At 67.8% G+C, this 23,441-nt stretch carries 21 protein-coding genes and 1 tRNA gene; 11 read left to right on the plus strand and 11 right to left on the minus strand.

Annotated features, from left to right (window positions below; all coding sequences use genetic code 11):
- The first annotated feature begins 524 nt into the window (after positions 1-524).
- On the plus strand, positions 525-974 hold the full coding sequence (locus C1925_RS21520) for a hypothetical protein (protein ID WP_159097562.1): 450 nt from the start codon (positions 525-527) through the stop codon (positions 972-974).
- 322 nt (positions 975-1,296) lie between these two features.
- On the plus strand, positions 1,297-2,115 hold the full coding sequence (locus tag C1925_RS18160) for an integrase (RefSeq protein WP_159097563.1): 819 nt from the start codon (positions 1,297-1,299) through the stop codon (positions 2,113-2,115).
- A gap of 69 nt (positions 2,116-2,184) precedes the next feature.
- On the opposite strand, the gene C1925_RS18165 is transcribed toward C1925_RS18160, so the two are convergent.
- The 5 genes from C1925_RS18165 to dtd all read right to left on the minus strand — a co-directional run bounded on the left by C1925_RS18165 (position 2,185) and on the right by dtd (position 7,151).
- A tRNA-Ile gene (locus C1925_RS18165) sits at positions 2,185-2,260 on the minus strand.
- Positions 2,261-2,304: 44 nt separating this feature from the next.
- On the minus strand, positions 2,305-2,634 hold the full coding sequence (locus C1925_RS18170) for a hypothetical protein (protein WP_108770115.1): 330 nt from the start codon (positions 2,632-2,634) through the stop codon (positions 2,305-2,307).
- Between the two features lie 485 nt (positions 2,635-3,119).
- Positions 3,120-4,520, minus strand: a complete 1,401-nt coding sequence (gene yjjJ / locus C1925_RS18175; RefSeq protein WP_108770116.1) for a type II toxin-antitoxin system HipA family toxin YjjJ — start codon at positions 4,518-4,520, stop codon at positions 3,120-3,122.
- A gap of 246 nt (positions 4,521-4,766) precedes the next feature.
- Positions 4,767-6,620: an RNA polymerase sigma factor RpoD gene (rpoD, locus tag C1925_RS18180; protein ID WP_108770117.1), complete on the minus strand. Its 1,854-nt coding sequence runs from the start codon at positions 6,618-6,620 to the stop codon at positions 4,767-4,769.
- A 90-nt stretch (positions 6,621-6,710) separates the two neighbouring features.
- The gene (dtd, locus tag C1925_RS18185) at positions 6,711-7,151 is read right to left on the minus strand and encodes a D-aminoacyl-tRNA deacylase (RefSeq protein WP_108770118.1); all 441 of its coding nucleotides are present in this window, start codon (positions 7,149-7,151) and stop codon (positions 6,711-6,713) included.
- Positions 7,152-7,211: 60 nt separating this feature from the next.
- Between dtd and C1925_RS18190 the strand changes: the two genes are divergently transcribed.
- From C1925_RS18190 to C1925_RS18205, 4 genes are all read left to right on the plus strand, one after another.
- Positions 7,212-8,132: a lauroyl acyltransferase gene (locus tag C1925_RS18190; protein ID WP_108770119.1), complete on the plus strand. Its 921-nt coding sequence runs from the start codon at positions 7,212-7,214 to the stop codon at positions 8,130-8,132.
- Between the two features lie 75 nt (positions 8,133-8,207).
- Positions 8,208-9,341, plus strand: a complete 1,134-nt coding sequence (gene ribA / locus C1925_RS18195) for a GTP cyclohydrolase II RibA (RefSeq protein WP_108770120.1) — start codon at positions 8,208-8,210, stop codon at positions 9,339-9,341.
- A gap of 158 nt (positions 9,342-9,499) precedes the next feature.
- Positions 9,500-9,931 (plus strand): PH domain-containing protein, encoded by a 432-nt coding sequence (locus tag C1925_RS18200; protein WP_108770758.1) that lies wholly within the window; start codon positions 9,500-9,502, stop codon positions 9,929-9,931.
- Positions 9,928-11,466: a PH domain-containing protein gene (locus tag C1925_RS18205; RefSeq protein ID WP_108770121.1), complete on the plus strand. Its 1,539-nt coding sequence runs from the start codon at positions 9,928-9,930 to the stop codon at positions 11,464-11,466. Before C1925_RS18200 ends, C1925_RS18205 begins: the two co-directional genes overlap by 4 nt.
- A 115-nt stretch (positions 11,467-11,581) precedes the next feature.
- On the opposite strand, the gene C1925_RS18210 is transcribed toward C1925_RS18205, so the two are convergent.
- A complete protein-coding gene (locus C1925_RS18210; protein WP_108770122.1) occupies positions 11,582-12,640 on the minus strand; it encodes a CDP-glycerol glycerophosphotransferase family protein in 1,059 nt (352 codons plus the stop codon).
- On the opposite strand from C1925_RS18210, the gene C1925_RS18215 reads away from it, so the two are divergent.
- On the plus strand, positions 12,639-13,445 hold the full coding sequence (locus C1925_RS18215) for a glycosyltransferase family 2 protein (RefSeq protein ID WP_108770123.1): 807 nt from the start codon (positions 12,639-12,641) through the stop codon (positions 13,443-13,445). The two genes, C1925_RS18210 and C1925_RS18215, sit on opposite strands and share 2 nt — an antisense overlap.
- Positions 13,446-13,538: 93 nt before the next feature.
- On the opposite strand, the gene C1925_RS18220 is transcribed toward C1925_RS18215, so the two are convergent.
- The 5 genes from C1925_RS18220 to def form a co-directional block, all read right to left on the minus strand.
- Positions 13,539-14,708, minus strand: coding sequence for an O-antigen ligase (locus C1925_RS18220; protein WP_254051444.1), 1,170 nt, complete (start codon positions 14,706-14,708; stop codon positions 13,539-13,541).
- Between the two features lie 229 nt (positions 14,709-14,937).
- On the minus strand, positions 14,938-16,653 hold the full coding sequence (locus tag C1925_RS18225; RefSeq protein ID WP_108770124.1) for a glycosyltransferase family 39 protein: 1,716 nt from the start codon (positions 16,651-16,653) through the stop codon (positions 14,938-14,940).
- Between the two features lie 22 nt (positions 16,654-16,675).
- On the minus strand, positions 16,676-18,007 hold the full coding sequence (gene rsmB / locus C1925_RS18230) for a 16S rRNA (cytosine(967)-C(5))-methyltransferase RsmB (protein ID WP_108770125.1): 1,332 nt from the start codon (positions 18,005-18,007) through the stop codon (positions 16,676-16,678).
- Positions 18,008-18,011: 4 nt separating this feature from the next.
- Positions 18,012-18,935 carry a methionyl-tRNA formyltransferase gene (fmt, locus tag C1925_RS18235; RefSeq protein ID WP_108770126.1) on the minus strand — a complete coding sequence of 308 codons (924 nt, stop codon included), beginning with the start codon at positions 18,933-18,935 and terminating at the stop codon, positions 18,012-18,014.
- Positions 18,936-19,056: 121 nt separating this feature from the next.
- Positions 19,057-19,569 (minus strand): peptide deformylase, encoded by a 513-nt coding sequence (gene def / locus C1925_RS18240; protein WP_108770127.1) that lies wholly within the window; start codon positions 19,567-19,569, stop codon positions 19,057-19,059.
- Positions 19,570-19,697: 128 nt separating this feature from the next.
- Between def and C1925_RS18245 the strand changes: the two genes are divergently transcribed.
- The 4 genes from C1925_RS18245 to C1925_RS18260 all read left to right on the plus strand — a co-directional run bounded on the left by C1925_RS18245 (position 19,698) and on the right by C1925_RS18260 (position 23,430).
- A complete protein-coding gene (locus C1925_RS18245) occupies positions 19,698-20,825 on the plus strand; it encodes a LysM peptidoglycan-binding domain-containing protein (RefSeq protein ID WP_108770128.1) in 1,128 nt (375 codons plus the stop codon).
- Between the two features lie 183 nt (positions 20,826-21,008).
- Positions 21,009-22,142: a DNA-processing protein DprA gene (gene dprA / locus C1925_RS18250; protein ID WP_108770129.1), complete on the plus strand. Its 1,134-nt coding sequence runs from the start codon at positions 21,009-21,011 to the stop codon at positions 22,140-22,142.
- Positions 22,143-22,185: 43 nt separating this feature from the next.
- On the plus strand, positions 22,186-22,659 hold the full coding sequence (locus C1925_RS18255) for a DUF494 family protein (protein ID WP_108770130.1): 474 nt from the start codon (positions 22,186-22,188) through the stop codon (positions 22,657-22,659).
- 39 nt (positions 22,660-22,698) lie between these two features.
- Positions 22,699-23,430, plus strand: coding sequence for a GYF domain-containing protein (locus tag C1925_RS18260; RefSeq protein ID WP_108770131.1), 732 nt, complete (start codon positions 22,699-22,701; stop codon positions 23,428-23,430).
- Positions 23,431-23,441 lie beyond the last annotated feature (11 nt).

The raw sequence follows: 23,441 nt of genomic DNA on the forward strand, positions 1-23,441 counted from the left end.
TCATGAACGGCATGCAGGAGGACTTCATAACTCCGTACTTCGCGCGTGACGTATCAACTGAATTGATAAACAAGTCTCATCTTAGCGTAGCCAAAGCTCGAACCAATCAGACCACCACACACGTGCCCAGCGGCTACCCGTGGTGGAAAATGTCGGCCAGGACCTGGCTATAGAGCCAGTACCCCAGCAACCCAGAAATATGGAACTCTCTAAGCAACGACAATGATCCCGACGGCCAAGAAGACGACGATATCCGTGCCCGCCCTCTCTTCGCCAACCACGTGAACGCAGCCTATTCGCTGCACATTCATACCAATGGCTTTACAGACACCACCGTACGTGGAACTCGGGGCTATTACCAAACTGGTCGGGCCGAAGACGCTGTCTTTGTTTCTCGAATCCTGTGCGCCATGAAGGAAACCATCCGATCGAATTCGACCTACCAAGACTGGATCATCGACGATGCAGCTCGTGATGGCAACTAGGGCGAACTGCGATTGACTGATGTTTCGAAACGAGCCGCCTTGATTGAAGTTGGCTTCCATAGCAATCCGCAGGACGCAGCTGCGATGCAGAACGACAATTTCAGGGCACTTGCGGTGGCCGGCATGGCCAAGGGCATAAAGCTCTATCATGAGGGCAAGGAGTGCGCGAAGTTCAAAATTGACTCCATCCCCGCTGTAACAGGCCAAGTCAACACGCCGTTTATTTATAAAATTTTCTATTCTGGAAACCCAACCTACCCGATCCGGGTCTATTCCGAGCCCGTGGCATGCCAAGCTGGCTGGACTTGCTCTAGCTTCAATAGATTGGTCACTTCGCCCGAAAGCTCTCCCATCTCTCAGTCGATTAATTGCACCAGTACTCAGCCAGGGATGTCCGGAACCTTTAGGTTCAAGCGGTGGCTAGTTGATGCCGATGGCGTCAAGACTGAGCCAGTGGAGCATATCTATACCTGTAACGCGGCAAGCTGACGCAGCCCGAGAGTTGCGTTGGAACGTGTCATGAACTTTGAGGCAAACTGATTGCGCTCCTTGGCAACAGCGCTGAGACCAGTGTTGGCCACTTGCTATTCCCGGTCGACCGATAGCGGGATGTGCAACGTGGCCAACTTGGTTGCGTTCACGCCCCTGGCACACCGCGATCCTGGCCGCACTCTCAGGCGACCCTCATACCTGACCATTCACATCTCGGCACCGCCTGATCCACTTTGCTCGGGCCCATCGCGGTCCACCGGGGCCCCATACCCATCGTCAACGCGCTATGTCAACACATTGACCCACCCGGCGCATGCAGGTGGACAGGATCACCACACCGGTGGTGCAGCGGTTGGTGGAGGTATTCGCCAGGGGACGACCGGCTACTAAGACTCAGCCCGCACTGCCGGCATTCCCTAGCAAAGCCAACCACCAGTTCCGCTACCTGCGCCGCACGTTGGCGTGGGGCGTCTGGCACGGCTACTGCAAGAGCAACCCGGCACAAGGCGTCAGACAGGCGAAGGAAGCACGCGAGCACAGGATGCCTACCCCGATGCTTTCGCGAGGGTACTTGCCTTCGCGCGAGCGTGGCGCCCGGCGTCCACATACAAAGGGCAGCTGCCCCGCATACATCGCCCCAGCGATGGTACTCGCATTCAGTGCGCGCCTGCGCGGTATTGAGGTCTGCACCCTTACTGATGCCCACCGGCTCGATCATGGCGTACATGGCGAGCGACGGAAGGGATCGCGCGCATCAGTCACGGAATGGAACGAGGAGATGGTCGAGGCATGGGAGGCGCTGGTTACTCGACGTAACGGGATCTGGAACCGCAAGGGTCGCAACTTCCCTGTGCCGATCAGGCCGGAGCAGCGCTTCCTATTGGTGCAACAGACAGGCAACCCCATCGCCCGGTCCTCATTGTCCAGTGCCTGGCAACGCTTCATTCGCATGGCAATGAACGAAGGAGTGATCGAGGAAGACGAGCGGTTCTCGATGCACGGTCTCAAGCACTGGGGCATTACCTACACCGAGGGCAATCGTGGCGACAAGCAGGACGCGGTCGGGCACAAATCGCCGACGACGACGGGCCGCTATGATCACGATATGCCCATCGTGAAACCACCGCGCAAGCGCTGAATTTTCCCGGCAATTTTCCCGGCGGCGCAAAAAAGGCACTTGGGCGTAAGCCTAAGTGCCTGTTTTAACTGGTGGGCCCATCAGGATTCGAACCTGAAACCAAGGGATTATGAGTCCCCTGCTCTAACCGTTGAGCTATAGGCCCTGCGCAGCGCCACAGTGTAGTTGAGCCTGCCCCTGGCCGGCTACTCAGGCACGAACAGCCAGTGCCTTGGCGACCTGCTCCAGCCGCACCTCGGCAATTTCCGCGAAGTGCTGCATCTGCCGCAGGTGCGCTAGGAATAGGGCCACCGTCCTCCGGGCCTCTTCAAGCCCCGGCTGATTGCTACCACCAAAGCCCTCAATCAGTCCCGAGCCCGGAAGCGTCAGCAACGCATACGTCGTGCGCCGAGCAAACCCCAGTCGATCCTCGCGCTCATCCTGCAGCACCTCATCCCAGTCCATCAACGGCACGAAGTCACAGTCGTCCGCCCGCTCCCTTTCATCGGAAGCTTCACCAGCTCTCACTTTCAGCGCCATCTTCGCTCTCCTACGATTCGTCGAACCTCTTCCGCCTCCTGTTGAGAGAGGCGACCGGGCGCTTCAACACGGTCGTAGGGCCGCCCGCAGCTTTCCTCCTTGCGGAGTCTTGTATGGCTGCGCGCCACCCGGCCAGAAACCTTGGAGCTCACCGGGATGGCGAGTAATACGGCTTGACCTAGGACTGCCTGCTGTCGCTTCAGACAGTCCGCCTACGAAGGTGTGTTGAGCACCTGCGAAGGACTGTGTAGAAGAGAAGGTAGAGGGCTCAATTGCTGATTGCGACACGCCCTGGAATGCTTGCCGCGTTCCGAAGATCCAACGCATTGAAGGGATTGGGAATTTGGCTGAGCCGGCGCGTTGCGCATGAGAATCCTGCGATCAGATTCCAACAATCCTCAAAGCCAAGTACGTCACAGGGCGCAGCCCCGAGGCACCAAGAGCGATTCAAACATTGGAAACGCGGGGAGATGCGTCACCCGAAATCATCCAAACCGCATCCCCATCGCCCTCACCCGCCCGGCATTCCCTCGCGCCAGCGCGCGCAGTCCATCCGACCCCACCCTCGCATCCCCTGCAACGTGCTCCCAGAACTCGCTCGCCAGCGGCGCCGCCCAGCGCAGATGCTCCAGCTCGCCGCTCTCACGCGGCGCCACAGCCTCCAGCACCACATCCTGCCGCAGCACACCCAGCCGCGACGGAGCCAACGACATCGGCAACATGTCGTAGGCCGGTGCCAGCGGCAGCGCGCCGCGATCAACAAGGCGGAAACCGATGTTGCCCTGGTGCATGTCGCTGTTGCCGATCAACCGGCCAAACGCATGCAGCCGCGACATGGCCTGCGCGGTCTCCGCAGACAACCAGCCCAGCGCCTGCAGCTGCGCACCCGCGCGCGGCCAATCCAGCGTCGCTTCACCGGTAAACGCAGCCGACAGCGACAACAGCGAAACGAAGCCCCGGCGCCCCAGCACGTCGGCGCTGCGGTCGAAGCGCGTCACTTCCAGGAAGGTATGCGTGGGCGTCTGCAGCAACTCACTGCTGGCGGCGTCCACGCCGGCGGCGCGCAGGGTTTCCAGCGCCAGGTGTTCGCACACCAGCAGATCGGCCCAGCGCTGCGCGGCCTCGCCACCATCGGGCTGGGCAAACTTCACGATTACCGCGCGACGCCCGTCTTCGCTTTCCACCGTGGCGGTGAACTTGGGCTGCTCGCCGCCGGGTGACGAGCCCACGTCTTCGCCCGCCAGTGCGGCACGCGCACGGTGCGGGTACTGCTGAGGCCGGTCACGTGCAGCCACGCGGTCAGGTGGCGCATCCAGCGCGGCGAGAGCCGCGTGTACGGCCTCACCGCCCAGCAGCAGGTCGCCGGTCTCGGTTCCGCCGCCGTGCACCAGCGCCACCAGCACGTCGTCGCGCTGCCAGCGGGCCAGATCCGAAGGCAGTCCAAGTCCGCGCGCGCGGCCATGCGCGAAGCTGCGGCCGAGGAAGCCCTGCGGGCGCAGGTCATCGAGGTACCACGGCAGGCCCGGGAAGAAGGCGGCAATGTCGCCGTCCGGTGCGCGCAGCAGGTTGGGCCGCGCACGGCTGGCATCCACGTGGAAGGTGTCGCCGCTGAGCGCGATCAGCCGGCCCAGCTCTTCCAGCGTGGCGTCTTCGCGCAGGCGGTACAGCGGCCATTCGCTGCCCACGCGCGAGGGCTGACGCAGTGCATAGGCGGTGGCGCGGGTCTGTCCCAGCCGCACGACCTGATCGCCGCTGGCCGCGACCAGGCGGCTGAGGGTCATGCGGTTCACGCCCAGCCGCTCGGCCAGCGCGGCGGCCGGCTGCGGTTGGCCCGGGGGAAGCTGGGCGATCAGATCCTGGGGGTGCAGGAGCGCGCGGCGGGCCATGGCAGGGCCTTGGAGACGAATAGTGTTACGTATTTATCGCAAATACACGCTATCTGCAAGCTGGCGACAACATCAAAGTCGCTGTTTTTCAAAGATTTTAAAGACGACAGCAGCTACTCACATCAAAAATAGTGTTACGTAAAAATTACGAATACATCAAGCAATTCGCCGGGCATGGTCCGGCGCCCCCAAAGAAAAACCCCGCCGAAGCGGGGTTTCTCTCAACACATCAGCCGTCGCTGGATATCAGTCGATATCCAGGAAGCTGCGCAGCTGCTCAGAGCGGCTCGGGTGACGCAGCTTACGCAGGGCCTTCGCTTCGATCTGGCGGATGCGCTCGCGGGTCACGTCGAACTGCTTGCCGACCTCTTCCAGCGTGTGGTCGGTGTTCATGTCGATGCCGAAGCGCATGCGCAGCACCTTGGCTTCCCTCGGGGTGAGGCCGGCCAGCACGTCGCGCACGGTTTCAGACAAGTTGATGTTGGTGGTGTTCTCGATCGGGGACTCCACGTTGGTGTCCTCGATGAAGTCGCCCAGATGGGAATCCTCGTCGTCGCCGATCGGGGTTTCCATCGAGATCGGCTCCTTGGCGATCTTCATCACCTTGCGGATCTTGTCTTCCGGCATGTCCATTTCCTTGGCCAGCTCCTCCGGCGTAGCCTCGCGGCCGTACTGCTGGAGCATCTGGCGGGAAATGCGGTTCAACTTGTTGATCGTCTCGATCATGTGCACCGGGATACGGATGGTGCGTGCCTGGTCGGCGATCGAGCGGGTGATCGCCTGGCGGATCCACCAGGTGGCGTAGGTCGAGAACTTGTAACCGCGGCGGTATTCGAACTTGTCCACGGCCTTCATCAGGCCGATGTTGCCTTCCTGGATCAGATCGAGGAACTGCAGGCCGCGGTTGGTGTACTTCTTGGCGATGGAGATGACCAGGCGCAGGTTGGCCTCGACCATTTCCTTCTTGGCCTTGCGGGCCTTGGCTTCGCCGTAGGCCATGGCGCGGCTGATTTCCTTCAGCTCGTCCAGGTCCAGCAGGGTCAGCTTTTCGATGTCGATGGTGGCCTGCTGCTCGGACACGATCTGGTCCTTCACCTCACGCAGCGCCGACGACCACTTCTGCTTGCGCTTCAGTGCGTCTTCCACCCATTCCAGGTTGGTCTGGTTGCCTTCCCAGGAACGGATGAAGTCCTTGCGCGGCATGCGGGCGGTGACGGTGGCCAGGTTCAGCACGCGGCGCTCATGCGACTTGATGTCGGCCATGGTGTCGCGCAGCTGCTTGGTCAGCACGTCGGTCAGCGGCAGCGGCAGCTTCAGGGTGACGAACACCGCCGACATCTCCTCGCGGAGCTTCGGCAGGTTCTTCTTGTCGCCCTTGGCGGCCGCCTTCTTGAAGGCGTTGAACGCGTCGGTCAGCGCCTGCATGCGCGCGGCGACTTCCTCCGGGTCCGGACCGGTCGGTGCGGCTTCTTCATCGCCGCCGTCGACATCATCGTCCTCGTCCTCGTCGGCGTCGTCATCGCTGTCGTCGCTGTCATCGGACGCAGCAGCGGCCGGAGCCGGCACTTCGTCGGAGAGGTCGTTGAAGCCGACGATCACTTCGGCCAGGCGCTTCTTGCCTTCCTTGTGGGCGTCATAGTCGGACAGCAGCGATTCGACCGAGACCGGGAACTGGCCCAGAGCGGCCTGCACCTGCGAAAGGCCTTCCTCGATGCGCTTGGCGATGGCGATTTCGCCCTCGCGGGTCAGCAGCTCGACGGTGCCCATTTCGCGCATGTACATGCGCACCGGGTCGGTGGTGCGGCCACCTTCGGTGTCCAGCGCGCTCAGCGCTGCGGCGGCTTCTTCGGCCGCGGTGTCGTCGACCTCACGGTTGCCCGTGTTGCCGTCGTTGAGAAGCAGGGTTTCCACATCCGGCGCAACTTCATGGACATCAATGCCCATGCCGTTGATCATGCCGATGATGTCTTCGATCTGTTCCGGGTCGACCATGTCGTCCGGCAGATGGTCATTGACTTCGGCGTAGGTCAGGTAGCCCTGTTCCAGGCCCTTGCTGATCAGTTGCTTGATTTCGGATTGGGCAGGACGTTCGTTGGCCATGTAGTGCTCGCGCCACCGGCTAGGGAGAAATAGGGAACGTAGCATTATACCAGCCCGGGGCCCGGCCTGCCGGGCGGTGGTCCCGGTGGCCTAGGGCCTGAGGAGGAAGGTCACGGGACCGTCGTTGACCAGGCTGACGACCATATGGGCACCAAACCGGCCCGTTTCCACCCCCGGAGCGTGATTTTCACGGCAGATCTCGACAAATCGGTTGAACCCGCGTTCAGCCTCGTCCGGCGGGGCGGCGCTGGTGAAGCTGGGGCGCATGCCCGACCGGGTATCGGCGGCCAGGGTGAACTGGCTGACCAGCAGCAGCCCGCCCCCGGTATCACGCAGCGAACGGTTCATTTTCCCCGCCTCATCTGCGAATACACGGTAGCCAAGCAGCCGTTCGGCCATCCGCTTCAGCTGCGCCTCGGTATCGCCCGGCTCCATGCCCACCAGGGCCAGCAGGCCGGGGCCGATCTGCCCGACCGCCTCGCCCTCCACATGCACGGCGGCCTCGGTGACACGCTGGATCAGGACGAGCATTGAAGGGCTCCAGATAACGGGCCGGCCACGATAGCAGCGCCCTTGGCTAAACTGGGGCCAATGAATCCGCAACGCAAAGCCCGGCTGGTCCATCGCGCCACCACCTTGTTCGCCCGCCTGCCCTGGCCGCTGCTGCGGGGGTTCGCGCACGCCCTGGCCTGGGCCTGGATCCGCCTGAACGCCCGCGAGAGCCGGGTGACCCGGCGCAACCTGGAACTGGCCTACCCGGACATCAACGGCGCCGCGCGCGACCGCCTGCACCGCGAGCTGCTGCGCTCGACCGCGCTGCAGGCCATCGAAACCCTGCGCCTGTGGAGCCGGACGCCGGCCGACAACCTGCGCCTGCACCTGAAGGAGCAGCACGGCGCGGCCCTGTACGACGCGGCCCTGGCCAGCGGCAAGGGCGTGATCGTGGCCGCCCCGCACTTCGGCAACTGGGAGTTGTTGAACCAGTGGCTGGCCTCGCGCGGGCAGATCGCCATCGTCTACAAGCCGCCGGAGGACGAGGCCGGCGACGCCTTCCTGCAGCTGGTGCGGGGCGGCCAGAACGTGCAGCAGGTGCGCGCCGAAGGCCCGGCCGTGCGCCAGCTGTTCAAGGTGCTCAAGGACGGCGGGGCCACCGGCATCCTGCCCGACCAGCAGCCCAAGGCCGGCGACGGCGTGTTCGTGCCGTTCTTCGGCGTGCAGGCGCTGACCATGACCCTGGTCAACCGCCTGGCCGAGCGCACCGGTGCCACCGTGCTGTACGGCTGGTGCGAGCGGATCGGGCCGGACATGGAATTCGCCCTGCACATCGAGCCGACCGACCCGGCCGTGGCCGACCCGGACCCGCAGGTGGCCGCCACCGCGCTCAACGCCGGCATCGAGCGCATCGCCCGCCGCGACCCCACCCAGTACCAGTGGACCTACAAGCGCTACACGCTGCGCCCGCCGGGCAGCGGCGAAGATGACCCGTACGCCACCGAAGAACACCCGCACTGAGGACGGCGGCAGCTGGCCTGCGACCGGCTGCCGCAGTACGTTGAATACGACGCTGGCGCCCCCATAGAGACTGCGATGTCCGCCTCCCCCCGTCCTGCCATGCCTGCTTCTTCCCTGTTCGGCGATCCCGCCGCGATCCGCTGCGAACGCGCGGTGGCCGAGCTGCGTGCCGGTCGCCCGGTCCTGCTGCACGACGGCCAGGGCCAGCGCCTGGCGGTGATCGCACTGGACAGCGCCACGGCCAGCAGCTTCGCTGCCTTCGCCAGCGCCGCGCGCGAGCGCCACTACCTGTTCCTGACCGCCACCCGCGCCCGCGTGCTCGGCGTGGAGGCGGCCGACGGCGCGCGCCTGCCGCTGGCCGGCGTGGCCTTCGATGCCCTGCCCTCGCTGGGCTACCTGCGCGAGCCAGGCCCGATGCCGGACGGCTGGAGTGCAGGCGACGCCTTCGATGCCGGCGCGGTGGAACTGGCCCGCCTGGGCCTGCTGCTGCCGGCGATGGTGGCCGTGCGCCTGGACGCCGATGACCACACCTTTGACGGTGCGGCCGAGGTGGCCCTGTGCGACCTGGCAGAAGGCGCGGCCCATGCGGCCCACGATTACGAACTGGTGGCGCGTTCGCCGGTGCCGCTGCGCGATGTCGGCATGACCACCTTCGCGGTGTTCCGCGGCGGCGTGGCCCAGCGCGACCAGGTGGCGATCATCGTCGGTGAGCCGGACCTGTCGGCCGTGGTGCCGGTGCGCGTGCATTCCTCCTGCCTGACCGGTGACCTGTTCGGTTCGCTCAAGTGCGACTGCGGCGACCAGCTGCGGCGCGGCCTGCGCAAGCTGAAGGAACTGGGCGGCGGCGTGCTGCTGTACCTGGACCAGGAAGGGCGCGGCACCGGCATCGCCGCCAAGATGCGCGCCTATGGCTACCAGCACGACGGCCTGGACACCATCGACGCCGATGCACAGCTTGGCTTCGGTGCCGACGAGCGCCGCTATGGCAGCGCCGTGGCGATGCTGCGCGGCCTGGGTGTTTCGCGCGTGGCCCTGCTCAGCAACAACCCGACCAAGGCACAGCGCCTGCGCAACGCCGGCATCGAAGTGCTGGACTGCATTCCGGTCACCGGCGAGATCACCGCCGAGAACGAGCACTACCTGCGCACCAAGGCCGACCGCGCCGGTCACATGCTCGATGTCGACGCACTGATCCAGGCCGCCCAGTAACGCGGCCGACCTGCTACCGTCTGCGCGGGGCGGCTGCGGCCGCCACCGCCCTGCCCTGCTGCCCGACGGACGCCCGCGTGACCGAACTGCCTTCGCCTGCATCGCCGCACCTGGACCACCTGGACCACTGGCAACCGCTGCCCCGCCGTGCTGCGCGCATGGCCGCGCTGGAAGGCGCGTTCGGCGGCCTGTTCGTCCCCGGCGCGCCACTGGCCGTGGCCTGGTGGTTCCTCGATCTGCCCGGCGGCCTGTGGGGCGCAGCGGTCGGCCTGCTGGTCGGTTTGCTGGTCGGCGCCTGGCTCGGCCACCGGCGCCTGACCCGCACGCGCTGGCGGCTGGATGCACAAGGCCTGGGTCTGCGCCGCGACCTGATGTGGCAGGTGGAAACCCGCATTCCCATTTCCCGTGTGCAGCACCTGGACCTGCGCCGTGGCCCGTTGGAACGTCGCATGGGCCTGGCCACGCTGATCGTGCACACCGCTGGCACGCGCCTGAGCGCGGTGACCGTCACCGGCCTGGACGAGGACGACGCCGAACGCCTGCGCGACACCCTCGCGCACCAGCTCGACCAGGACGCGGACGCCCTGTGAGCCTGCCGCCGCCCCTGCCGCCGTCGCTGCCCGGCGACGACCATGAGCATCGCCTGCACCCGTGGTCGTGGCTGTTCGTGCTGCTGATGCAGCTGCGCCACTACCTGCTGCCGCTGGTGGCGCTGCTGGTATTCGGCCAGCGCGGCGACCGCGACCCGATGTGGGCGCAGCTGATCCCACTGTCAGCCATCGCCGCGCTGGTGCTGGTGTCGGTGCTGCAGTACCTGAGCTACCGCTACCGCATCGGCAGCGATGCGATCACCGTGCGCAGCGGCCTGCTGTCGCGCAACCGCCGCGAGATTCCCTTCGCCCGCATCCACAACGTGGAAGTGCGGCAGAACCCGCTGCACCGCCTGTTCGGGGTGGCCGAGCTGCGTCTGGAATCGGCCGGTGGCGTGCGCCCGGAAGCGGAGATGCGCGTGCTCAAGCTGGACCAGGCGCTGGCGCTGGAACGGCTGGTGCGCCAGCGCGGGCAGGCATCGCAGACGGTCACCGGCGATGCGCCGCACGACATCGCCAACGACGACGACGAGCAGGTGCTGCTGCGCCTGTCGGCGTGGGACGTGGTGCGCATGGGCCTGCTGTCCAACCGCGGCTGGGCGCTGGTCGTGGCCGCCGTCGGCGTGCTGCTCCAGACGGTGCCGCGGCCGGTGATGGACGATGCCATCCAGCGCGGCGGACGCCAGGCCTTCGGTTACGTCAGCCACCTGCACCCGGGCCTGACCGGCACCCTGCTGCTGGTGGTGGCGACCCTGCTGCTGGGCTGGCTGGGCCTGCGCGTGCTGTCGGTGGTGCTGACGGTGCTGCGCTACCACGGCTTCACCCTGAGCGAGCGCGAGCGCCGGCTGACGGTCTCCACCGGCCTGCTCAGCCGCACCCGCAGCAGCGTGGCACGCCGCCGCATCCAGGCCTGGACGCTGCGCGAAGGCACGCTGCAGCGCTGGTTCGGGCTGCGCCAGCTGCGCATCGACAGCGCGGCGGGCGGGCCCTCGCGTGATGATGATCGTGCCCTGCGCGAGCTGGCGCCGCTGGCCCCGGCCGCCACCTGCGAAGGGCTGGTCAAGCACCTGCTGCCGCAGTTGCAGTGGCCGCCGGCGCAGTGGCATGCGCTGCCGCAACGCGGCTGGTGGCGGCTGAGCCTGGGCAGCCTGGTGCTGGTGCCGCTGCTGGCAGCCGGCGCCTACTGGCGCTGGGGCCCGTGGGGCCTGCTGGTGCTGGGCTGGCTGCCGGTGGCCCTGCTGGTGGCGCACCGGCAGATGGCGCGCATGGGCTGGCACCTGGATGGCCAGATCGTGGCCGTGCGCGGTGGCTGGTGGCAGCGCTGGTGGCGCTGGGCCGAATTGGACAAGGTGCAGGGTTTGCGCCTGCAGCGTTCACCGTTGGACAAGCTGCTGGGCACCGCCAGCCTGCAGCTGGATACCGCCGGCGCGCACGGTGACGTGGCGCTGGCACTGAACTATCTGCCGCAGGCGCAGGCGCAACAGGTGATGGAGCAGCTGGCGGTGGCGCTGGCGCGGCGCAAGCTGCGCTGGTGATGGCGGGGTACATGGACACCCGCCGGTAGAGTCGACCGTTGGTCGACTATCGCGCGCAGCGCGAGGTTTCCAGACAATTGATGGAGAGCAGTCGACCAACGGTCGACTCTACCCATCACCGCTGCGACGGACCCCAATACCCCAGGTCCTTGCGGATCTGCAGGTCGCGCACCCAGCTGCCGAACGGCTTGCGGCGCAGCGCACCCATCTCACCGGACAGGAAATCCTCGGTCGCCGCGATCACCCGCTCGCTGGAGCGGCCATCGCGGAACGGGTGGATGGCATCGGCATAGCGCACGATTTCCGCCTGCAGCGCGGGCTCCGGGTGCAGCGCGCGCTGCAGCATCGCTGGCAGCTGCGTGGCCTCGTCGAAGTCGATCATGTGCGCCTTGGGCACGCGGTTGCGGAAGGTCACCACCGGCTTGTGCTGGACGATGAACTCCGAAACGATTGACGAGGTGTCCGACACCAGCACGTCGGCCGCACGCTGCGCGGCCATCACCTGCTCCGGCTCGATGAAGCGCGCATTGGCACCGGCCAGCGCGCGGTAGTGCTCGAACAGTTCCGGCGGGCACTTCGGATGCAGGGTCAGCAGCCAGTACCGCTCACCGGCGGCGATGTCAGCGGCGATCGGCTCCAGCAGGTGCGGGGCCGCGCTCAGGCGCTCGGTGAAGGTCGAGCCGAACAGGATGACCGGACGTCCGCCGGCCGGTGCACGCAGCGCGGCACTCTCGCCGCCATCGTCGCGGAACAGCGGGTCCAGCTTCGGCCAGCCGGTCTCGGCCACGGCAAAGTGACCCTGCTGCTCGGCAATCTGCCGGAACGGTGCGGTGGTGGCGGGCCCCTGCGTGCAGTACAGGTCGAACATGCCGCGCACGCGGAAGTGGCCGCGGGCGCTGTCGCGCTTCTCCACGTTGAAGCCATGGAACAGCTGCACCTTGGCCCCGGAGAGGAAGGTCGGCACCCAGTTGGCGGCGCTGAACACCGCGCGCGGGCGCATCGCCAGGGCCTGCTTCAGGCCGATGTTGGGCACTCCCGGCAGGCTGCTGCCGGCCGCACCGCCCTCGAACCAGGCGGCCACCTCCTGTCCGGACGCGTGCAAGGCCTGCGCCAACGGGGCGAGAATAGGCAGCGCATAGCGCTCCGTCGCAAACAACAGGTACCCGGCCATCATGTCCTCCACGACCGCTCCCATCGAACGGCCTCGCATCTCGGCGTGCATTATCGCGTTCAACGAGGCCGGGCGCATCGGCGACTGCCTGGCCTCGCTGGCCTTCTGCGATGAGATCGTGGTGGTGGACTCGCAGTCCACCGATGCCACGGTGGCCATCGCCGAGGCCGCCGGTGCCCGCGTGCTGCAGCGCCCGTTCGATGGTTTCCGCAGCCAGAAGGCGTTCTGCGTCGAACAGGCCAGCCACGACTGGGTGCTGTGCCTGGACGCCGACGAACGCATCAGCCCCGAGCTGCGCACGGCCATCGAGCAGGCCCGCGATGGCGGCTTCAGCGGCCACGCCGGTTACCGTTTCGCCCGCCTCTCGGAGTATTTCGGCAAGTTCCTGCGCCACGGCAACGCCTACCCGGACCGGGTGATGCGGCTGTTCGACCGCCGCCAGGGCGGCTGGCGCGGCAAGCGCGAGATCCACGAAGCGGCCAGCGTCGATGGCAGCGTCGGCACCCTGCGCGGTGATCTCATCCACTACCCCTACCGCTCACTGCAGCAGCAGCTGGCCAAGACCGAGAAGTACGCGCGGATGATGGCCGAGCACGAATTCGCACGTGGCAAGCGGGCCACCTTGGGCAAGCTGGTCCTGGCGCCGGCCTGGCGGTTCTGGCGCGGCTTCGTGTTCCGCGGCGGGTTCCGCGATGGCTGGCACGGCCTGGTGTATGCCTACGTGCGCGCCAACTACGTGCGGCAGAAGACCATCATGTTGTGGATGCTGGGCAACGGCCAGGCCGTGGCCGACCCGCGCAGCGAATGATCCGGCGTCCGTGCCGACCAACGGTCGGCACCCACCAGTAGATCCACGCCCGGCACCCACCGGTAGCGCCGGGCCATGCCCGGCGGCCAGGCGTCAGGCCTTCGCCCGATGGCGGGCGCCTTCCAGCAGTGACAGGCCGGTCAGCAGGCCGACGATGGTCACGTAGAAGCTGGCCGTCATCTGGTGGGCGAACATCGACTGGGTCAAGCCGCACAGCACGTAGGCGATGACGATCATCACCCCCGCTGCCGCCGGCCCGCGGAAGGTGACCCGACCGCTGCGCCGGTGCAGGTAAACGAACACCCACAGCGGCACGCCATACACGGCGATCAGCATCAACACGCCCGGCAGGCCCTGGGTGGCGGCCCATTCGGCCACGTCGTTGTGCGCATGGCCCAGGTGGCAACGCACTTCGGCAGGATCGTCGCGGCACACCGGCACGCGCTGCATGGCGCTGTCGAAGTGGCCGATACCAACACCGGTCAGCGGATGATCGAGGAAGGTCTGCCAGGCCACCTGCAGGCGCTCGACGCGCGCACCGGCGGAGGAATCGACGTCGCCCTGTTCCAGCTTCTGCACGTCGCTGTGCAGTTCGGTCAGGCGCACCTGGTGGCGCAGTTCGGGCACCGACAGCAGCAGGGTGGCACCAATGGCCAGCATGCCGGCCAGCACCGACAGCCGGGCCACGCCGGTGCGCCAGCGCAGGCTCAGCGCCAGCACCACCAGCAGCGCCAGCAGGGCGGCGAACACGCCGCGGCTGCCGGTCAGCACGATGGTGCCGCAGCCGGCGGCCATGCCCACGATGACCAGCGACCAGCGTCGCGACGGGCGGCAGAACACCAGCAGCACCATCAGCATGACCACGATGTCGGCCAGCACGATGGCATTGGTGGTCAGCTCGGCGCGCGGCGCGCCCTGCAGGACCTGCAGCAGTGACAGCAGGAAGCTGCCCACCAGCCCCGCCAGTGCGCCCCGCCAGAGCCAGCGCATGTCCGGCCGCAGCGCGCAGACCCACAGTGCGATCCACGGGATGACCAGGAACCGCGAACGGTTGTCGACGTCCCGCAGGCCCTGCTCGAACAGCACAACAGAGACCAGGCCCAGCGCTACCGCCGCCAGCATCAGCCAGGTCAGCGCGCGCACCGGCGTGCCGCCCATGCCCCGCGCGCGCCACAGCAGCTCCGGCGCCAGCAGGGTGCTGACCAGCAGGGTCAGCGCATACGGCAACAGGTTCACCGGTACGGTCAGTACCAGCGCCGGCATGCAGAACAGGCCGATCTGTGCGATCCGGTGCGCAGCGCCAAGGCGACCGCCGGCAGGCACGGGCAACGGTTCGGCGCGGGGAAGGCTCAGGTTGTCCGGTGAGGCTGGCACGTCGGGAATGATGGCTGCGGTGGTGCGGAAGAAAACGGCGGCCCTGTCGCAGGCCGCCCGGCTGATGTTTTACTGGCTTTGTGCACGCTTGGGCAGTCTGGACAAGTCGGCGGCCACGTTATTGCTCGTTTCTCTGCAACCGCCGTTCACGTTTCAGTTCGGCTTCGCTGGGCACGCAGGGTCCGTGTACCGCCGATGCCGGCACCAACCACCAACGGCGACGGTTGGCGACACCGGCCAACACCGCTCCGTCGCGGTCCACGCAGCTTAGCAGCACGTCCTGCTGAACCAGCAGCCAGCGCCGCTGCGGCGACAGCTGCTGCCATCGCACCCCGGCCTGCAGCTGCTGATGCCAGGGCACGTTGAAGCCGAAGGTCGCCGCCGGTCGCCCGGCCATCAGCAGATTCTGCTCCTTCCAGGCCACCAGGCCCAGCTCGGCATCGGCCCCCAGGCGCGCATCGACCGAGCGCATCAGGCCGCGGGCCGAACTGGAATCGTTCAACACCGGGTAGCCGACCAGGCTGTACAGCACCCACACCACGGTCAGCATCGAGACCAGCGCCAGATGGCGCCGCGCCGGGCCGAACAGCAGCAGGCCGGCCACGCCCGCGGCGCCCATGGCCAGGACCGCCCAGGCCATCGCCACCACCGCCCCCGGCTCCAGCCCGCGCTCCAGCACCAGCCGTACTTCGAAACCGGGGTTGCCGAGCAGCGCCGACGCACCGGCGGCAAGCGTCCCCAGCGACAGCAGCAGGGTGAAGCCACCCAGCACCCACTGCACGTCGCGCCGGCGCAGCAGGCCCGGCATCAGCGGCGCCAGGGCCAGGCAGAACATCGGCAGCGACGGCAGGATGTAGACATCGCGCTTGCCGTGCGGAAGGGAAAAGAACAGCACGATCAGCAGCCACCAGGCCAGCGGCAGCAGGTAGCGCGGATCACGCCGCCGCAGCCGCCGACGCCACGCCGGGATCGCCCACGGCAGGGCCAGGAATGCCGGGATCCACATCGATGGCATCGTGCCCAGGAAGTACCACCACGGCTGGTGGTGGTCCCACGACTGCACGTAGCGCTTGGCGGTCTGCCGGAACAGGATGTCGTCGAGGTAGGCCTGGTACTCGCCCGATTTCGTCGCCAGCGCGGTCATCACCATCGGCACCAGCCACAGCGCGACGGCCAGCACGAAGGCCAGCGGCGCCAGCCAGAAACGCAGGTCGCGCGCATGCAGGCGCACCCGCGGCCAGTGCAGTGCAGAGGCGATCGCCGCCGGCAGGATCATCAGCAGCGCGAGCACGCCCACGCCCTTGGTGATGACCCCGATGCCGGCGAAGAACCAGCCGGCCCACCACCAGCGCCACGCCGGCCCCAGCAGCAGGTGGCGCAGCAGCCCGTAGTTGGCCAGGGTGACGAACAGCACCACCAGCGGGTCGATCTGCGCCTTCTTGGCCTGGAAGGTGAACTGCAGCGCGAACAGCAGCGCCCAGCCAGCATACAGGCCGACCCGGCGCGTCCACAGCCGTCGGCCCAGGTCGACCACGCACCACAGCGTGCCCAGCGCGGCGATCAGCGAGGGCAGCAGGAAGGCCACCCGCCAGTTGCCGATCACGCTGTACAGGGTGGCCTGCCACCACATCAGCATGGGCGGCTTGTCCGAATACAGCTCCAGCCCCCGATGCGGGAACAGCCACTGGCCACTGTCCACCATCTGCCTGGCGACCAGGGCGAAACGCGGCTCGTCCGAGGGCCAGGGGTCGCGCAGTCCGAGCCCCGCACCCAGCACCAGCAAGGCCATCACTACGAACAACCACGTCTCGCGTGACGCGCGGGTTTTCAGCATGGGAACTCGGACAGCGACGGGGTCAGGCTGTTTTTAGCAGACGCGCGTAGAAGAAACCGTCAGCATCGTCTTCACCGGGCAGGCGCTGGCGGGCGATGCCCTCGCAGTCCACGCCGAAAGCGTCACCCAGCGGCGCCGCCTGGGCGTCCGGATGCCACTTCAGGAAGGCCCGCACCTGGTCGACGTTCTCGGCGCGCAGGATCGAGCAGGTGGCGTACAGCAGCACGCCACCGGGGCGCAGCATCGCCCAGCAGGCTTCCAGCAGGCGCGCCTGCACCCCCACCAGCGCCTCGATGTCCTCGGCACGGCGGTGGAACATCACGTCGGGCTGGCGGCGGATGACGCCGGTGGCCGAGCACGGGGCATCCAGCAGGATGGCGTCGAACGGGGTGCCGTCCCACCAGGCCGCGGTATCGCTGGCATCGGCCACCTGGGTCTGCACGTGTTCGCCCACGCCGGTACGGGCATAGGTGTCCTTGGCCCGGGCCAGGCGCCGCGCATCGATGTCCAGCGCCAGCAGGCGCAGGCTCGGGTCGCGTTCCAGCAGGTGCGCCGACTTGCCACCGGGGGCGGCGCAGGCATCGAGCACCCGGGCGCCGGCCGGCGGTGCCAGTGCATCGGCCGCACACTGCGCCGACAGGTCCTGCACCGACAACGCGCCGTCGGCAAAGCCCGGCAGCTGGTTGACCGGGCTGGGCTCGGCCAGGCGCAGCGCATCGGCGCTGAGCGGGCTGGGCTCGGCGGCGATGCCGGCTTCGGCCAGCGCGGCCAGCGCCTTGTCGCGGCCACCGAGCTGGCGGTTGGCGCGCAGCCACAGCGGTGCCGGCTGCAGGCTGGCGCTGAAGATCGCCTCGGCCTGCTGCGGCCAGTCGCGCTCGACCGCCTCGGCCAGCCAGGCCGGGAACGCGTCGCGCGCGGGCTGTTCCGGGAAGCCCTCGCGCTGCGCACGGCGCAGGATGGCGTTGACCAGGCCGGCCTGGCGCTCGCGGCCGAGCGCGCGCGCCGCATCGACGGTGGCCGACAGCGCCGCATGGGCGGGCAGCTCCAGCACGTCCAGCTGGGCGAAACCGACCATCAGCAGGGTGCGCAGGTCGGCATCGCGCGCCGACAGCGGCTTCTGCATCCACGCCTGGAGCGCAGCGTCATAGGTGCTGCGACGGCGCAGCACGGCGAAGCACAGGGCTTCCAGCAGCGCGCGGTCGCGGGTATCGGCCAGCTTGGGCAGGGCCCAGGCCAGTTCGGCCTTCAGCGAACGGCCACGGGTGAACACCTGGGCCAGCACGCGTGCGGCCAGCATGCGGGTGGCGGCGCCCGGAGCGGCCTTGGCAATGGAAAAATCGTTCTGCTTCGACACCGGTTTACGCTCCCACGCGCAGGTCGCGACGTGCATTGAGGTAGTCGGCGGCGGTGATCGCCTTGCCGCCCTCGCGCTGCAGGACGCGCAGGCGCAGCGCGCCCTGCCCGCAGGCAATGTCGATGCCTTCGCGGCCGGCGGCCAGCACCGTGCCCGGTGCCTGGCCGTGGGCCAGGTCCAGCGCCACCGCGCCATGGATGCGCACGCGCTCGCCGGCCAGCTGCGCCTCGGCGATCGGCCACGGGTTGAACGCACGCACGGTGCGCGCCAGCGCCTGCGCGTCCTGCGCCCAGTCCAGCTTCGCTTCGGCCTTGTCCAGCTTGTGCGCGTAGGTCACGCCCTGTTCCGGCTGCGGCCGTGCGATCGGCTTGATGCCCGCGCGCAGCAGGCCCAGGCCGTCGGACAGCACCTGCGCGCCCAGCGCGGCCAGCGCGTCATGCAGGTCGCCACCGGTGGCGGTGTCGGCAATGGCCAGCTCCTGGTGCAGCAGCACCGGGCCGGTATCCAGGCCTGCTTCCATCTGCATCAGGCACACGCCGGTGGTGGCATCGCCGGCCTGGATCGCGCGCTGGATCGGCGCGGCGCCGCGCCAGCGCGGCAGCAGCGAGGCGTGCACGTTCCAGCAGCCGTGGGTCGGGATGGTCAGCACCGCCCTGGGCAGGATCAGGCCATAGGCCACCACCACCATCAGGTCCGGCTGCAGGTCGCGCAGCTGCTGCTGGGCGGCCGGGTCCTTCAGGGTTTCCGGCTGGTAGACCGGGATGCCACGGGCAACCGCTTCGAGTTTGACCGGCGACGGTGCCAGGCCACGGCCACGGCCGGCCGGGCGGTCCGGCTGGGTGTAGACGGCCACGACCTCGTGATGGCGCGCGGCCGCGCGCAGCGACGACACCGCGAATTCCGGCGTACCGGCAAAGACAATCCTCATGGCTACCCCACTTGCAGGATGGATACGTGCAGAAAGAACAACGGCGCCGTCGGCCGGCGCCGTGCAGCCCGCGCGGGACGCGCAGGCAGGGGCCACCGCGACGGGCGGCCCGCGATGGCGGTCAGGCCACGTGCTTGCGCTGCTTGGCCAGCTTCTTGCGGACCATTTCGCGCTTCAGCGGCGACAGATAGTCGATGAACAGCTTGCCGTCCAGGTGGTCCATCTCGTGCTGCACGCACACCGCCAGCAGGCCGTCGGTGGTGAGCTCCTGCGGCTGCCCCTGGCGGTCCAGGAACTTCACCGTGATGGAATCGGCGCGGGTCACGTCAGCGAAGATGCCGGGCACCGACAGGCAGCCTTCCTGGTACACCTGGCCCCCGTCCTTGGCGACGATCTCCGGGTTGATGAACACCCGCGGCTCGTTCTTCTCTTCGCTCACGTCGATGACCATGAAGCGCTTGTGCACGTCCACCTGGCTGGCGGCCAGGCCGATGCCGGGGGCGTCGTACATGGTCTGGAACATGTCGTCGAGCAGGGTCTGGAAGGCCGGGGTGGTCACCTCGGCGGCGTCGATCAACGCAGCCTTGGTACGCAGGCGCGGATCGGGGAACTCAAGAATGGGGAGCAGGGCCATGGCTGTTTCCGGGTTGGGGCCGGGGATACGCCGGCATACGTCGCAGATTCTATCTGCAACGCTTGCCTTGCGCCCCGGTTTCTGGACTATAGTGCGCGAACCTGTTGGGGAATCAGGGCTTCGCACCTATGTTGCTTCGTTTTCGTACGGTCGTCGCTGCGGCGATGCTGACCGTGGCTGCCTATGCTACCGCCGTTGAAGTGAATGGCGGGCACCCGGACACCTACGTGGTCCGCAAAGGGGACACGCTGTGGGACATTGCAGGCCGGTTCCTGCAGAAGCCCTGGCTGTGGCCGGAGATCTGGCAGGCCAACCCGCAGATCGCCAACCCGCATCTCATCTACCCGGGTGACGTGCTCAGCCTGGCCTATCTGGACCGCGTGACGGCCCAGCCCGGCCCGCGCACGGAAGCCCCGGTGACCGGCGTGCCGCTCTCGGAGGTCGAACCCTTCCTGAAGCAGCTGAGCGTGGTCGACAGCATCGACCAGCTTCCCTATGTGGTCGGCCTGGAAGGGAACCGCCTGCGCGCCACCAGTGGCCAGGCCGCCTATGTCCGCCTGGCCGATGCCCAGGTCGGCCAGCGCTGGGCCGTGGTCCGCCCGACCGTGCGCTACGGCCAGCCCAAGCCGACCGAGGACCTGACCGCCAACGGCGACGTCACCCCGGGCAGCGGCAACCTGTGGAAGGCCTACAACACGCCCAACCATCGCCGCGGCGTGCTGGGCTATGAGCTGGCCCAGGTCGGCCTCGGCACCATCACCCAGGTGGCCGGCGGCAAGACCGAAGCCTCCACTCTGATGCTGGACGCCAACGGCGACGGCCGTGAAGTGCGTGCCGGTGACCGCCTGGTGCCGGTGGAGGCCCAGCCTTACGACCTGCAGTTCTTCCCGCATGTGCCCGCCGCCAGCCTGGAAGGCCTGGATGTGCGCGTGCTGGCCGTTGCCGACATGTTCAATGCCGGCGGCCCGCGCGACGTCATCGCCATCTCTGCCGGCCGCAGCCAGGGCGTGGACAACGGCACGGTGTTCTCGCTGTGGCGCCAGGGCAGCCATGTCGCCCACCGCATGAAGTACCCGAACTCCTCGCGCATGGACGATTCGCCGTCCACCGGTGCGGGCCGGGTCAGCCTGCCGGACGAATACGCCGCCCACGCGATGGTGTTCCGCACCTTCGACAACGTCAGCTACGCGCTGGTGATGCAGGGCGTGAAGCCGGTGAACGTGGGTTACAGCGCCCAGCACCCGGACGCGAAGTAGAGTCGACCGTTGGTCGACTGCGCTTCGATCCGTCCGCGGTAGTCGACCAACGGTCGACTCTACCCCGCCGGTTCCAGCCGGGCGGCACCGCACCGCAGGCGGTTGCCGGAGGCGGACTCCCCTGACAGCAGAACGCGAAGGCGCCCTAGGGCGCCTTCGTCGTCCGTGGCCGATAGTCGGGCGATGCCCCGCCCCGACACCGCCCTCGATGCACTCGCCCGCCTGGTCCTGGCCGGCGGACCGCTGGCGCCCCGCCGCGCCCTGCTGCTGGCCAGCGGCGATGCCCCCGCCGCGCTCGCCCTGGGCGTGGCCGGCTGGCGCGCGCACGGCTGTTCTGCTGAACAATGCGCCGCCCTGCAGCAGCCCGATCCTGCGGCACTGGCCGCCACCCTGCGCTGGCTGCAGCACCCCGGCCGGCAGCTGCTGGGCTGCTCCGATCCGGCCTTTCCGCCGTTGCTGCAGGACATCCCGCAGCCGCCGCTGGCACTGTTCGTGTCCGGCGACGCCAGCCTGGCCTGGCATCCGGCGGTGGCGGTCGTCGGCAGCCGCTCGCCGACCCCCACCGGGCGCGCGCTGGCGGCGCGCTTCGCCGCCTGCTTCGTCGAGGCCGGCCTGGCGGTGACCAGCGGGCTGGCTGCCGGCATCGATGCCGCCGCCCATGCCGCCGCGCTGGATGCGGGCGGGCGCACGGTGGCGGTCATCGGCACCGGCCCGGACCAGGCGTACCCGCCCGGCAATGCCCGCCTGCAGGCCCGCATCGCCGCCGAAGGCGTCGTGCTGAGCGAGTACCCGCCGGGCACCCCGGCGCGGGCGGGGCAGTTCCCGGCGCGCAACCGGCTGGTGGCCGGGATGGCCCTGGCCACGGTGGTCATCGAGGCGGCCCAGCGCTCCGGCGCCCTGATCACCGCCCGCCTGGCCGCCGAGGCCGGGCGCGAGGTCGGCGCGGTGCCCGGTTCGGTGCTGAACCCGCGTGCGGCCGGCTGCCATCGGCTGATCCGCGAGGGCGTGGCCCTGGTCGAACGGCCCGAAGATGTACTGGAGCTGCTGGCACCTGCCCTGCGCCAGCAACTGCCCGGCTTGCAAAGCCGCCTTGCCACCCCCACTGAACAGGCATCGCCGGCAGACCTGCCGGACCGTTGGGCGAACGACCCTGACTACCAGAGCTTGTGGCGGGCACTGGACCACAACCCAAGCGGTATGGATTCATTGATCACGCGTTGTGGATTGACGGCGCCTGAGGTGTCCTCCATGCTGCTGGCCATGGAACTGGCGGGAATCGTGGTGTGCGTACACGGCCGCTACTGTCGAACTCCCTAGTTTCTTCACCTCCACAGCGTCGCGCGACGCAGGCCGAGGGGCAATGAAAGAGAGCATTCTTGACGTACTGTTGTACCTGTTTGAACACTATTTCAGCGAAGATGCGGACCTGATCCGTGACCGCGACTCGCTGCAGAATGGCCTGATCCAGGCCGGTTTCAGCCCTACCGAGATCAACAAGGCCTTCGACTGGCTCGATGCGCTGGCTGCCCAGCGGCCGAGCGTGGCGCAGGCCCGGGTCGACGGTCCCGTGCGCATTTTCCACGGCCCCGAGCTGGACAAGCTGGACGTGGAATGCCGCGGTTTCCTGCTCTATCTGGAACAGCACGGCATCCTCGATGCCGACCAGCGCGAGCTGGTGCTGGACCGTGCCATGGCCCTGGACCAGGACGAACTGGACCTGGACGACCTGAAGTGGGTCGTGCTGATGGTGCTGTTCAACCAGCCCGGCGCCGAGGCAGCGTATGCCTGGATGGAAACGCAGATGTTCATGGACGAGCCAGAACCCCTTCACTGATCGTACACTTGGGGACCAAGCGCATTCAGGAGCGTCCCCGTGAGTGAGTGGTTTCACGCCCAAGGCAACCGCCAGCAAGGCCCGTTGCCGGCGGAGCAGTTGATCGAGCTTTTCCGCAGCAACGAAATCACCCTGGACACCCTGGTCTGGCGCGACGGGCTGCCGCAATGGCAGCCCCTGCGCAGCGTGGTCGACGAACTGGGGCTGATCGTGCCGGCCGTCGATGCACCGGCCAGCGCGCCGCCACCGCCGGCGGCCCCGCAACCGCCCATCCTGCCGCCGGAAGCGCCTTACCACGCCAGCGCCAGCACCGCGTTGCCGCCGCCGAAGAAGGGCCTGTCCGGCTGCGCGCTGACCGCCATCATCGGCGGCGTCGCCCTGCTGGTCCTGGTGCCGATCCTGGCCATCCTGGCCGCGATCGCCCTGCCCGCCTACAACGACTACGTGATCAAGTCCAAGGTCGCCGGCGCGATTACCGCCCTGCAGCCGCTGAAGGAACAGGTCCAGCGCTTCGCCGACGACCAGGGCCGCTGCCCGGGCGCCAACGACGCCGGCTTCCCCGAAGCAGGCAGTTTCGCCAGCCAGGGGCTGTCTGCCGTGCACATCGGCCGCTTCAACAACGGCCATTGCGGTATCGAAGCCACCCTGGCCGTCCCCGGCAAGGCGATCGACGGCGACCTGCTGTGGCAGGAATACGACCGCGACAGCGGCCGCTGGGAATGCACCGGCGAAAGCGACAACAAATACCTGCCCGTGCAGTGCCGCGGCTGAGCCGCCGGCCG

Source organism: Stenotrophomonas sp. SAU14A_NAIMI4_5 (assembly GCF_003086795.1).
In the GTDB taxonomy this organism is placed as follows: Bacteria; Pseudomonadota; Gammaproteobacteria; order Xanthomonadales; family Xanthomonadaceae; genus Stenotrophomonas.

What these genes read in the sequence shown, in the direction of transcription:
- C1925_RS18170 (WP_108770115.1), bottom strand. Translation starts at nt 2,634, where the DNA reads ATGGCGCTGAAAGTGAGAGCTGGTGAAGCTTCCGATGAAAGGGAGCGG.
- yjjJ (WP_108770116.1), bottom strand. Translation starts at nt 4,520, where the DNA reads ATGGCCCGCCGCGCGCTCCTGCACCCCCAGGATCTGATCGCCCAGCTT.
- rpoD (WP_108770117.1), bottom strand. Translation starts at nt 6,620, where the DNA reads ATGGCCAACGAACGTCCTGCCCAATCCGAAATCAAGCAACTGATCAGC.
- dtd (WP_108770118.1), bottom strand. Translation starts at nt 7,151, where the DNA reads ATGCTCGTCCTGATCCAGCGTGTCACCGAGGCCGCCGTGCATGTGGAG.
- C1925_RS18190 (WP_108770119.1), top strand. Translation starts at nt 7,212, where the DNA reads ATGAATCCGCAACGCAAAGCCCGGCTGGTCCATCGCGCCACCACCTTG.
- ribA (WP_108770120.1), top strand. Translation starts at nt 8,208, where the DNA reads ATGTCCGCCTCCCCCCGTCCTGCCATGCCTGCTTCTTCCCTGTTCGGC.
- C1925_RS18200 (WP_108770758.1), top strand. Translation starts at nt 9,500, where the DNA reads ATGGCCGCGCTGGAAGGCGCGTTCGGCGGCCTGTTCGTCCCCGGCGCG.
- C1925_RS18215 (WP_108770123.1), top strand. Translation starts at nt 12,639, where the DNA reads ATGTCCTCCACGACCGCTCCCATCGAACGGCCTCGCATCTCGGCGTGC.
- C1925_RS18210 (WP_108770122.1), bottom strand. Translation starts at nt 12,640, where the DNA reads ATGATGGCCGGGTACCTGTTGTTTGCGACGGAGCGCTATGCGCTGCCT.
- C1925_RS18220 (WP_254051444.1), bottom strand. Translation starts at nt 14,708, where the DNA reads ATGCCGGCGCTGGTACTGACCGTACCGGTGAACCTGTTGCCGTATGCG.
- C1925_RS18225 (WP_108770124.1), bottom strand. Translation starts at nt 16,653, where the DNA reads ATGCTGAAAACCCGCGCGTCACGCGAGACGTGGTTGTTCGTAGTGATG.
- fmt (WP_108770126.1), bottom strand. Translation starts at nt 18,935, where the DNA reads ATGAGGATTGTCTTTGCCGGTACGCCGGAATTCGCGGTGTCGTCGCTG.
- def (WP_108770127.1), bottom strand. Translation starts at nt 19,569, where the DNA reads ATGGCCCTGCTCCCCATTCTTGAGTTCCCCGATCCGCGCCTGCGTACC.
- C1925_RS18245 (WP_108770128.1), top strand. Translation starts at nt 19,698, where the DNA reads ATGTTGCTTCGTTTTCGTACGGTCGTCGCTGCGGCGATGCTGACCGTG.
- dprA (WP_108770129.1), top strand. Translation starts at nt 21,009, where the DNA reads ATGCCCCGCCCCGACACCGCCCTCGATGCACTCGCCCGCCTGGTCCTG.
- C1925_RS18255 (WP_108770130.1), top strand. Translation starts at nt 22,186, where the DNA reads ATGAAAGAGAGCATTCTTGACGTACTGTTGTACCTGTTTGAACACTAT.